Annotated in this window: 9 protein-coding genes and 3 pseudogenes; 7 read left to right on the top strand and 5 right to left on the bottom strand. The window is 60.4% G+C overall.

All coding sequences use genetic code 11. From position 1 onward, the window contains the following. The 3 genes from ACR65T_RS07065 to repA all read right to left on the bottom strand — a co-directional run. On the bottom strand, positions 1-196 hold a 196-nt coding region (locus ACR65T_RS07065; RefSeq protein ID WP_434495812.1), incomplete at its 3' end, for a helix-turn-helix domain-containing protein. A gap of 218 nt (positions 197-414) precedes the next feature. Beyond that, the gene (gene repB, locus ACR65T_RS07070; protein ID WP_434495813.1) at positions 415-1,416 is read right to left on the bottom strand and encodes a plasmid partitioning protein RepB; all 1,002 of its coding nucleotides are present in this window, start codon (positions 1,414-1,416) and stop codon (positions 415-417) included. After that, the gene (gene repA / locus ACR65T_RS07075; protein ID WP_292529926.1) at positions 1,413-2,615 is read right to left on the bottom strand and encodes a plasmid partitioning protein RepA; all 1,203 of its coding nucleotides are present in this window, start codon (positions 2,613-2,615) and stop codon (positions 1,413-1,415) included. The genes repB and repA overlap by 4 nt, the downstream gene beginning before the upstream one ends. A gap of 1,881 nt (positions 2,616-4,496) precedes the next feature. On the opposite strand from repA, the pseudogene ACR65T_RS07080 reads away from it, so the two are divergent. From ACR65T_RS07080 to ACR65T_RS07110, 7 genes and pseudogenes are all read left to right on the top strand, one after another. Then, positions 4,497-4,775, top strand: a pseudogene (locus ACR65T_RS07080) (IS630 transposase-related protein); the annotation flags it as partial. A gap of 124 nt (positions 4,776-4,899) precedes the next feature. After that, positions 4,900-5,070 (top strand): annotated as a pseudogene (locus tag ACR65T_RS07085) (DUF6880 family protein); the annotation flags it as partial. A 163-nt stretch (positions 5,071-5,233) separates the two neighbouring features. Continuing rightward, positions 5,234-6,298, top strand: coding sequence for a DUF1403 family protein (locus ACR65T_RS07090; RefSeq protein ID WP_434495814.1), 1,065 nt, complete (start codon positions 5,234-5,236; stop codon positions 6,296-6,298). Between the two features lie 9 nt (positions 6,299-6,307). Beyond that, positions 6,308-7,015 carry an SMC-Scp complex subunit ScpB gene (scpB, locus tag ACR65T_RS07095; protein WP_434495815.1) on the top strand — a complete coding sequence of 236 codons (708 nt, stop codon included), beginning with the start codon at positions 6,308-6,310 and terminating at the stop codon, positions 7,013-7,015. A 260-nt stretch (positions 7,016-7,275) separates the two neighbouring features. Further along, positions 7,276-7,716: pseudogene (locus ACR65T_RS07100) on the top strand (IS21 family transposase); the annotation flags it as partial. After that, on the top strand, positions 7,713-8,552 hold the full coding sequence (istB, locus tag ACR65T_RS07105; protein WP_434495816.1) for an IS21-like element helper ATPase IstB: 840 nt from the start codon (positions 7,713-7,715) through the stop codon (positions 8,550-8,552). The pseudogene ACR65T_RS07100 and the gene istB, both read left to right, overlap by 4 nt. Positions 8,553-8,802: 250 nt before the next feature. Beyond that, positions 8,803-9,237, top strand: coding sequence for a ferritin-like domain-containing protein (locus ACR65T_RS07110; RefSeq protein WP_434495817.1), 435 nt, complete (start codon positions 8,803-8,805; stop codon positions 9,235-9,237). Positions 9,238-9,305: 68 nt separating this feature from the next. On the opposite strand, the gene ACR65T_RS07115 is transcribed toward ACR65T_RS07110, so the two are convergent. Together ACR65T_RS07115 and ACR65T_RS07120 are read right to left on the bottom strand one after the other, a co-directional pair. Beyond that, a complete protein-coding gene (locus ACR65T_RS07115) occupies positions 9,306-10,139 on the bottom strand; it encodes a DUF4336 domain-containing protein (protein ID WP_434495818.1) in 834 nt (277 codons plus the stop codon). Positions 10,140-10,219: 80 nt separating this feature from the next. Beyond that, positions 10,220-10,691, bottom strand: a 472-nt coding sequence (locus ACR65T_RS07120) for a cbb3-type cytochrome c oxidase subunit I (RefSeq protein WP_434495819.1), incomplete at its 5' end; no start/stop codon positions are given.

Consider the following 10,691-nt stretch of genomic DNA (forward strand, 5'->3'; position numbering starts at 1 on the left):
GCAAGACCGATAGCGCCCGATCGGTGACGCCGAGCGGCGCTTTGGCTTCAGTGAGCGCGCGAAACAGCCGCCATTTATGGACGACAGTCTCGGACGCGTCGGGTTTTGCCGCGAAATCTCGCGTCGCCGCCTGCGCCGCCAACATGGCAAGCGACAGCGGTCGCCGCCCAAAGGGCGTCGTTGAATGTGTGCGCATGATCCTTCGCCTCTTTCAGGCAAAAGAAATCTGCTCGCCGAAATGGCGCCGACTCTTGACAGTGATTCGCGGAAGTGAGACCTTGTGGTTGCTTAAGACACACAGGGGCTTCCGTTCGGCAACGATCGGGGGCCTCTTTCTTTTGCTGCTATCTCCTCGGTGAGTTAGTTACGCGGGTCGGCAACGCTCTCGCAAAAAACGCAAGTATGGGCATAATTTCATTTCGCCGACGTCTCGGCAGAAGCCTCCTTGGCTCTTAGGAAGTCCCTGTAGAGTTCGGGAAGCTGCGCGAAAAGAAAGCGCCCGAACTCCGGTGCCTCCTTTTGATCAACGATCAACGAAGCCCTTTTCCCACCCTCTCGGAACGTCGCGATAGGTCGGCCGCCATCCACCGACCAGGACTTCGACTCGAGTGAGGGTCTTTCGATTTGGGGCTGCAACGCGTTGAACAAGGTGAGAAAACGTTCGTCGCTATCGCCGGAGCCGAACGCTTCCGATCCGATAACCGCAGCGGCGATCTCCGTTCCACACACTTCAAGTCGATCTGCAAGCGCCACCCATCTCGGCTCACCTGTCTTTGGAGCTGGGCCAACGGCCTGAATTATGGTGGCGGGAATCCGTCGACCGACCGAAATAAGCGTCGACAGGTGAGATTTCGACACGCTCAGCGCGGCCATAATCACGTCGCGTTCAAAACCACTGTCGCTGAGCCGTATCGAGAAAAACGCTCGCTCAATGTAACTCAGAGCCATTCTCGCGGAATTTTCTTGTCCTTGAGCAACCACCAACTGCGCGTCCGTCAGTGTCTTCACTACTGCACGAACCGCGCGACCCAACGACTGACATGCCCGCACACGACGATGTCCATACACCACTTGATATCGAGCGCTATTATCGGGGTGCGGACGCAGAAGCACAGGAACTTGCTGTCCGTGATCACGTATCGATTCCACGAGCTCGCTATGCTCGCTGTCGAAGCCGTCAATTCGATCTTTGATAAATGAGGAATCGATCAAAGTTGGATCGACCTCAATCACAGCGTCGCCACTCTCAGCCCGAAGATCCGACGCGAGATGCAGAATGGGGCCGGTCTTGATCCTCAAATTCGCTCCACGCGGACGAACAGAGTGCACCAGCGTTGATGGGATCGAAGTGTCATCAGCAAAACCAGCGTCAGGGTCTCCTGCTAGCAAGCTCTTCAACGTGTCCCGCCTGCTCATGCCTTACGTCCCCATACAGCGAGGAGAAGCTCCTCGATTTCAGAGTTTACGGCATTCATTGCCGCAATCGCTCGATCGTATGTGCTCCGACTGAAACTCGTGCGCTCCACTTCATAGAGAGTCTGCTTCGACAAAGATGAGTCGGAGATCGCCGTTGTTTTTAGCATTGCATTCTTTAGGACATGCTCACCGCAGAGTCGCCGCATTAGAGTGTCCATTTGCTGTTGCGGCAAATCTGTAGGCTCAAAACGCGTCACGAGAAAACGAAAGGCGTCGTATTTCAAAACGAGCCCAAAATCCCGAAACACAGCCAAGAGATCCCCTGCCATCAGCAGATACTGGGAGGTCGATGAGACATCCAACATCTGCGGATGACAAGGAATGATGACAGTCGTTGCTGCACATAAGGCAGAGAGCGTGAGGTAGCCCAGTTGCGGCGGACAATCGAAGATGACAAAGTCGAAATTCTCTTCTACCCGGTCAAGCATCACTCTGAGAGCTTTGTAGAATGGCGTCTTGCCCTTGACCCCTCGATTAACCGCGGTGGCGTGTTCAAACTCCATCAAATGTATTGATGACGGGACGAAGAACACTCCATCAAAATACGATTCGCGTATGACCTCTTCGATTTGGACGCGCTCATCATCATAACGAAGCGCCCCGTATAGCGATTCATTCGGTTGCACCTCGGTTTCAGTGTGATATCCGAACATGGTGCTGAGACTGCCTTGCGGATCGAGATCGATTGCTAGAACGCGATATCCTTGAAGAGCGAGGTATTGGGCCAAATGGGCGCTATGGATTGTTTTTCCTATCCCGCCCTTAAACCCTGACACCGCGATTACTTGTAGCTTTTCGCCGTCGCGCCGGCGTTTGACGTAGCGCCGCGCGCCACCCCCGACGTCCAGAAGCTCCCGAATTTCGTTGATCTGTTGAAGCGTATAGAGGCGGCGTCCGGTTGGAGTCGTTTCCAGCTCCGGGCCCTTACCGTCCAAGGATATTTGGCGAAGATAGGCATCGCTCACGCCGATGAGCTTTGCCGCTTCCGCGCAACTAAATGATCGAAGCCCCTTTTGTGAATTCGGAGGGAAGAGCTTGCTCCTCAGCTCCTGGAGATTATTCGACAATATCTCCCCGAGCTCCACCATAAGGGTGTCGCCTTCGTCAGCGAGTGTAACGCGTGGGGCGGGCAGGCTCATGCTAGTTACGATCTATTCGCGTCCATCGGATTTGATCGTAACGAGCATCCGCCGATTCGCATCAAACAGCAAGCCTAGTCCGGGGCCATTTTTCGTTAACGAATCGTTGATCGGAATCACGACTATTTGTTGCAGGCATGTCGCGGCAGGCGGTCGTATGTTCGCCCGAACAATTCCGAATCGCGACGCATGAGGCAAAAAAGTTCCGAGCTCGGAACACTTCTTTTCGCCGCCCCTGCCTTATCTGCATTACGCAGTCTGGGTTCCACGTTCGCCCCCGTTGGGCAGCGCATCTGCTCCAAACGAGAGTTCCGAGCTCGGAACCGCGGCAATCGACTTTAGATCAACATCGCGTTGCCGCCCGGGCGACTCAGCCGTGGCCGAGGCGGCCGTCCGCGCGTGGCGAGGCAAGAGAGCGGCGGCCGAAAAGACCCCGCGACCTGAGAGTTCTTTACTGTCGCCGCAGCGGGGCTCCCACAATTCTTATCGAGGCTCTACGCCCCGCCACCCTACGAGCCTCGCTTTGTCCCACCTCCGATTGCGGCGCAAGCATCTCCACACATAAGGTGCTCACAATCGAGCTTGTTGAAGGAGCGTGTCGCGCGTCGCGATGAATTTCAGGTTCCCCCTACCGCCGCCGTTGCGAAACGCGCCATGCAGATCCATCAGTGCCCGCCGCGACTCAAAAAGGGCGGTGAGGATTCCCAAATCAAAGGCGGAGCGCCGCTCGGCATTGAGTGCAGGAGCGGCTGGACGAGGATCGTGCCGCTGTCGCAGGATCTTCGCGAGAAGGTGATGAAGGCGATACTGCGCGAGATGTCTCGCCCCGACACTCGGTTCGATATTGGTCCCGCAAGCGATACGCAGAGGTTAGAATAGTGGTGGGCACTCACGCGCCCGCCGAAGAATCGAAGCGCCATACCGGAGGGCCCATCCCTCGCCTTGTCGGCGAGGTTCGCGACAATGCCCGCTACGAGAAGCACGATGACACTGAAGGGGTGTCTTTCGAGTGTCGCGTCGTTGCGCTCAAAGGACTCCTCGTTCCTGTGATGCGTCTAATCCGGATTGAAGGCGACGGGATTCAGCGGCGTTACGCCTTTGAATTCTTCCCCACCCATCTCGCGGAGCACTATGCGACCGAAACCGATTCTTCTTGGCGTCTGCGCTCGTCTCACGTCGATCACTGCGCCCTCGTGGGACGCCGATCAACAGCCAGGATTCCCTCTAGGCCAAAAAAACTTGCCGAGATACACGCGCTCTTTCCTCATAGACATCGCAACACTCCCGCCGGCGGAGCGGACGGCGTCGATCGCTCGGCGGGTGCGCGCGAGATGCTGGGTCCGAAGAGGGCAGGGGACGCTAGCCAGGGAAGGCAAGTTCGCCGAGAAGATGCGAGGGCTGCAAATCCTCGCGATCCGCAGCAAGCATCCCTAAAGACTGGAGGCGACTCCTTCCGGCGGAAGGCGGCGCTCCGAAGCGTCGAAGCAATCCGAAGAACACTTCCCCGAAGACTTCATTATCGCCCGAGCAAAGCAAGAGCCAAGCGCTGGCCGGGCAGGAGGAACAAGCTGGCGCGGGCGCTGCGGAAAACGAGCAACACCTAGCGACCTCGCGTCAAGCCCGCCGAGCGCCCGCTCCGCGGCGCTCAGGTCACCCCGCGGCGCCAGAGGCTAGGGGAGGAGGCTCGACGCCGCGCACGATTCCACCGCCGACAGGCATTTCCCGATGGTGGCCCAGACGGGGTGCCTTTAGAACTCCAGCGCTAAAGCATCGTCCGAGCATGGCGATTCAATAAAGCCGGGCGGATTCCCATATCGTAAGCGGACCGCCGATCGGCATTGACTGGCGCGAGTGGCCCGGGAGGGGATCAGGGCGCTGTCGATGGATCTTCGCGAGAAGGTGATGAAGGCGATCCGGGGCGGGATGTCGCGCCGTCAGGCCGCCGCGCGGTTCGATATCGGTCCGGCGACCGACGTGTGCTGGGCCAAGCGCGTCGAGATCACCGGCGACGTCGGCCCGGCGAAAATGGACGGCGACCACCGCTCGCAGCGCATCGAGGCGCATGCCGACTTCATTCTCGCGCAGATAGAGGAAAAGCCGGACATGACGATCATGGAGCTGAGCGACAAAGTCAGGCGACGCTGCGGCCTCGCCGTCGGCTAGGGCAGACTCTCCAAGCCGCCGATCGCGGTGACCCGGCTGGCCCGAATTCGAATGAGAAGACGCGCGCATCGAGGCGCTCGACGCGTTGAACCGAAGCGAAGTCGTGCAAGACGTGCGCTGGTCGTGCTTCGAATTCGCGCTCGATCAGAGCCGATCCAGCCGCTACAAGCACGCCGTGCGCCATTTGCTGGAATGCGCGAGCCTGGCGGCGAATGTCGGCGACTTCGGAACGCATGAAGCCTACGGGGCGCGGATACACGGTAAGAACACTTCGTTTTGGTCGCCTCTCTAAAGCATTATCAAGAAACCGAAGGGCAAAATAGAAGGCTCACTATAAGCCCACATTATCGGACATGCGCGCGTGACGACAAGCGCGGCGGATTATGCGAAGATTTCAATCTTAAAGCGCCGTCAGAACTTGCCGCCGGACTCGATCTGCGGCTACGATTCCGCGCATGCTGGAAAGCGATTCGCCCGACTTATCCGAGCTTGCGCCCATCGCTGCGAGGCGTCCGTCGCGCGTCGCCCGTCGGCGCCAAACCGGCCCGTCGCTTGCGCAAACTCTCCCGGAAATCCAGCCATTTCCACATTGGGCGAGACTCTGCGGCGCCGCCGGCGGCGCTGAGTCGGCGATGTTTTTCGCCGGCGCCGGGATCGCCCCTCTCGATATGATTTTACGCACCGGCGAGGATGGCGCTGAACCTCCTTTTTCTGGCGTCCTCCGCCAACGACTCGCGCTCAAGGCCGCCGCGACTAGCGTCCGTCTCGCCCGGCTGCGCGAAGACGAAGCGGCGTTGCGCGACGCCGAACATCTCTCCGGCGTCGGCGTCGAGACGAGTCCTTCAGGGCGCGTTCATCGTCTGTGGCGGCTGTTTGCGACGCGCGCCGTGAAATTTGAAGCGCCGACTTTGTCGGCGGCCGCCGAACATATCGGGGCGCAAGGCGCCCTGGAGGCGCACAGGTTCGCCGACGCCTTGCAAAAAATCATGACAAGCGCCAATGATCCGCTTGCCGCGGCGGCGGGCGTGAGCGCAGCGGCGATGTATCATTTGGCGGCCGTTCCGGCGATCGACGCGGAGATTTTCGGGCTCTGGCTCGCCGACGCCGCCCTGGCGCAAAAGCTAGGCTGGAGTCGCCCGCTTCCGCTCATTGCGACCGCGATCGGGCATCCCGCGCTGCGCAAGGATCGCGACGGCCGCCGTCCGCGCCCGAGCGATCCTGATTGGGCTGACGCTTTGGCCGGCGCTTATGCGCTTTCCGCCCAACAGGCGTTCGACATCGCTATTGATCTTTCGCGTCGCACGCAAAAGCTTTCACATGTCGCGCCGAAATTGCGCGCCAAAGGCGCAGGGCGCGTCATCGAGATGCTGCTCGCCGATGATTGCGTTGCGCCGGCGTGCGCCGCGAAAACGGCAAGGCTCACCGACCGCGGCGCGCGGCGTCTGTTCGATCGGCTCATTGAACTTGGCGCCGTGCGCGAGCTTTCCGGGCGAGCGAGCTTCCGGCTCTATGGTTTGTGAGGCGCAATCATGGGCCGCCGAAATAAGCGCGCGTTTCACCACGCTTTCGATCCGGTTCTTATGGACCTGCCGGAAGCGGCGCGCTGGCGCGAGTGGATGGGGCGCGTCGAAGCGGTGATTTTCGCCGCGCGAAGCCCGGTGCCGCGCGAAGCGCTCGCCATGCTGGTTGGTTCGACCTGCAATCTCGATGACCTTATCGCCGACATCCGCGACGAATTGCGCGCGCGGCCCTATGATCTCGTTCATGTCGCGGGGGGCTATCAATTGCGCACCAGGCCCCGTTTCGCGCCGGCGATCCGGGCGGCGGGGGGGGTCGATCTGCGTCACGCCGGCGCGCCCGAGCTGACCCCGACCGAGATTTTGGCGGTGACCGCGATCGCTTATCTGCAACCCGCGACGCGCAGCGACTTGTCCCGTCTTGCTGGGCGGGAGATTAGCCGCGACGTGATCGGCGCACTCAAGTGCCATGGCCTGATCGACGGCGCTCTTCGCGCGCCAGAACCCGGCGCGCCTTTCGCTTATGTCACGACGCGAAAATTCCTGGAGGTCTTCGGGCTGGCCACTCTGCGCGATCTTCCCGACGTCGAGCGACTCGAGGACGAGGGGTTTTTGCAAAAGCCTCGGGAGCACATCGATCTTGACGGCGCCTTGGGGCTTGGCGACGGCGACCAATTACTCGAGGACGATTGCGACTTCGACGAAACGGGTCTGGGCTGAAGTTTGGATGTCGGCCGGCAGTCGATCACCGGGGCCGATGAAAGGGAGAACCTTGTGCAAGATAGATAATTTCAAGGCGGACTGCGGCCCCGATGGGGTCGCAGTCCGCCTTGAGTTTTACTGATTATTCCACGAGGCCGCGCGCAATGCCGCCGGGAATATGGCAGGAGCATCCGGTTCCGAGCACGCCCGGCTCCCGAAGCAGGCACATCTTAACGGAAGTCGCGCAGTAGTCTCCACTCGGCACGATCACCTCCACAGGCGCCCTGATCGCCCGCCATGCGCGCAGCTACGCCCGCGACGACTTTGTTTTCGAGCCGCGTCATTATCTGGCGCTGCTGGAGCAAAAACCGGGCGCGCTCGATCAGGCGGCGCCCTTGCAAGGCTGGACATTGCCAGAGACTCTCGCGCATCTGCGCCGGCTTCTGGAAGCGCGTATGGGCAAGCGCGGCAAGCGCGAGTTCATTCAGGTGTTGCGGCTGACCGAGGTTTTTCCCGAGGCCATCGTCGTCGGCGCGGCGCTCGACGCCATAAGACTGGGCGCCATCGGCTTCGACGCGGTCAAACAGCTCGTCGTCGCCAAGCTGGAGAACAGGCCCGCCCGTCTCGATCTTGCCGCCTATCCCTATCTGCCGTCGCCGAGCGTCAAGACGACCTCGCCCGCCGATTATCTCGCGCTCGTTTCCAGGGAGGCGGCATGACCACGTCCGCCTCCGCCGATACCCCTGCGCCGCCACGGGTGTTGCTCGCGCATCATTTGCGGCAGCTCAAATTGCCGACGATCCTGCGCGAATACGAGAAGGTCGCGGCCGAGGCGGCGCGCGAAGGTCAGGATCACGTCCGATACCTTCTACGCCTCGTCGAACTCGAACTCATCGATCGCGAACGACGCATGGTCGAGCGACGCATCCGCGCCGCGCGCTTCCCGGCGGTGAAAAGCTTCGACACATTCGACTTTACCGCTATCCCTTCGCTCAACAAGCCGCTCGTTCTCGAACTGGCGCGCTGCGAATATGTCGTCGCCCGCGACAATATCATCGCGCTGGGCAACAGTGGCACGGGCAAGACGCATGTCTGCCTGGCGCTCGGCCTCGCCGCTTGTCAGCGCGGGCTTTCCGTCACCTTCGCCACCGCCGCCGGCCTCGTGCATCAGTTGATGGAGGCGCGCGATGAAAAGCGTCTGCTCAGGCTCCAGGCGCAACTCGCCGCCGTCAAGCTGCTCATCGTCGACGAACTTGGCTATGTGCCACTGTCGCAGACCGGCGCCGAATTGCTCTTCGAAGTATTCAGCCAGCGCCACGAACGCGGCTCCATGATCGTCACGTCCAATCTGCCGTTCGACGAATGGACGAGCGTCTTTGGCAATCAGCGTCTCACCGGCGCGCTGCTCGACCGCCTCACCCATCACGTCCACATTCTCGAAATGAACGGCGAGAGTTACCGGCTCAAGCAATCGAAGGCCCGGCGGAGCGAGGAGCCTCAGTCAGCCGCCGATCAGCTCGTCGATCCCGAAACAGGCGAAATCTCCCCGACGTAGCCCTGCAAAATTTTCGCCGCCGACATGCAAAGGGGCCCGATCGGGCCCCTTTGCATGTCGGCGATCGCGCACAACTGGCCTGGTTTTACTCCGCCCCTCCGGCCGGGATTCTCTCCGCCGTTGACATGGGATGGGGAAGGCGAAAAACGAGCCGTTAGTATTCTCAAGAAGCATTCGGGGCGTGACGTTCATGTGCACACCCTCTCCACGACGAGTTGATAGCTGAAGGCATATCATGATGGAGGGGCCTATGACTGATAGGCGGACGATTGAAGCCCTTTCGGAGGCTTTAGACGACGAATACAAAGCGCGGGCTACCTATCGTAAGGTCATCGAGCGCTTTGGGCCTGTGCGCCCGTTTGTAAATATCGTCGAAGCTGAAGACCGACATGTCGCTGCGTTCTTGGCTCAGTTCCGCCGTTTGGGCGCAACTCCGCCAGAGGATACTTGGGCGCCGCGCGTCAAAGCACCGGAGTCCGTGGAACAGGCTTGCACAGACGCGGTGCAGGCCGAGATTGAAAACGATGCGATGTATTCTCGCCTTCTTGAGCAAGTGACCGACGCCCAAGCGCATTCCGTCATGCTCCGCCTGCAAGACGCCTCCCGAAACCAGCATCTGCCCGCTTTCCGCCGCTGTGTGGAGCGTGGAGGTGGCGGGGGCGGCTTAGGCCGCGGGAGGCGGTGATGCTTTCGAGACCCGGCTATCGATCCGGCGACCGGCTAGCAAATCTCTCCGGTCGTTGCCGCTTCTCTCTATATCAAGCCGAAGCGGCTGCTCTCGCTCACACATATGCCGGAGGCCCCAACTGTTGAGAGGATGGGGTTATGGAAGCAAAGCAGCTGGAGCGCTACAGAGCCCAGCGGAAGGCACGACGTAGCTCTGCAGCGCCATTCCTCGTACCAGCGGCCGTGCGCGATGACGATGCGCTCCGGATTCCAGTCGATCATCTGTTGCGCCGCCCGGCCGATAGCTGCACGATGACGCCAGAATGTCATCTGCATATCGAAAGGCGCCTTGCCGTCGGGATCGGCGGCGCCGAAGAGACGCATCATGGAGCGCCAGAAGTGACTTTTCACGCGCTTGGGCTCGAAATTCTCGATGAGGTCGGTGAGGATGAGCGTGCGCGAGGGGTGATGGAAGAAGTCCACCTCGTTCAATAGATCACCTTCAACGCAAATCTGATCGAGAACGTCGGCCCAGTCGGAAGGGGGAGTTTCGCTCAGGCGCTCGCCATCGGGAAGTGCGCATTTTGCCTTGGCCTCAAGGCCAGGCGCGTAGAAGAATTTCGTATCAGGGAAACGCCTCTTCCAATCAGGGGCGTACCAATAGTGCAGCGTGTTCGGTGCTACGACGAAGGCAATGCGCCCGAGCCTTTCGACTTCGTTCGCCAACGTCTCGTCGAACGCGATCGGCGAGTGAATCCAGATTGCGTCGTCGGGCAAGCGCACGATCGTCATGCGCGTCGAAAAGGGAACCTTCATGCCGAGATAGCCCATACGGATTTCGGGACCATCGACGATCCACACGTCGTCCGCGATCGGCTTGAGCGTATCGAGCGGCGCATAGGGAATGTAGGCCTCGGACATTTCGTTCTCTCGTTCTGCGTTGCGCCAACCAATTCTTTTGCCGATGGCAACGCCCGAGCGATGCGCTTTCCTGCTGATGATCATTCCGCTGCCTGGGGGCTGACCGCCAGCGACCTACGGAAGATCAGTCTGTCGATGGCCTGCGGATAGAGCGGGCGCAGCTTGACAACGAAGTCCCAGGCCATCAGCAGTGCCCCGATCGCGAACACCACATCGCCCGGCAGGCGCATCCACTGCCAGAACAGCGTCGTGTTGTAGAACGCGCTGCTGCGGGCATAGGCCAGCCCGTGCTCATAGACGGCGTCGAGTTGCGGCCAGCCGATCGGAAAGAAGTTCAGCAGGATCCACAGAACGAGCCCGCCATTGTAGAGCCAGAACGCCCACATTCCGAGCTTCTCGCTGAAGGCGGGCCGTTCGGCATGGATGTAGCGCAGGCAGAAATAGATCAGCCCGATCGCCAGCTCGCCGAACGCGCCGAATAGCGCGGTGTGGGCGTGGTTCAGCGTCAGGAAGGTGCCGTGCTCGTAATAGTTGACCAGCGGCGCGTTGAGC

The organism is Methylocystis sp. (genome assembly GCF_051061285.1).
Lineage (GTDB): Bacteria > Pseudomonadota > Alphaproteobacteria > Rhizobiales > Beijerinckiaceae > Methylocystis.

What these genes read in the sequence shown, in the direction of transcription:
- repA (WP_292529926.1), bottom strand. Translation starts at nt 2,615, where the DNA reads ATGAGCCTGCCCGCCCCACGCGTTACACTCGCTGACGAAGGCGACACC.
- istB (WP_434495816.1), top strand. Translation starts at nt 7,713, where the DNA reads ATGACCACGTCCGCCTCCGCCGATACCCCTGCGCCGCCACGGGTGTTG.
- scpB (WP_434495815.1), top strand. Translation starts at nt 6,308, where the DNA reads ATGGGCCGCCGAAATAAGCGCGCGTTTCACCACGCTTTCGATCCGGTT.
- ACR65T_RS07090 (WP_434495814.1), top strand. Translation starts at nt 5,234, where the DNA reads ATGCTGGAAAGCGATTCGCCCGACTTATCCGAGCTTGCGCCCATCGCT.
- repB (WP_434495813.1), bottom strand. Translation starts at nt 1,416, where the DNA reads ATGAGCAGGCGGGACACGTTGAAGAGCTTGCTAGCAGGAGACCCTGAC.
- ACR65T_RS07110 (WP_434495817.1), top strand. Translation starts at nt 8,803, where the DNA reads ATGACTGATAGGCGGACGATTGAAGCCCTTTCGGAGGCTTTAGACGAC.
- ACR65T_RS07115 (WP_434495818.1), bottom strand. Translation starts at nt 10,139, where the DNA reads ATGTCCGAGGCCTACATTCCCTATGCGCCGCTCGATACGCTCAAGCCG.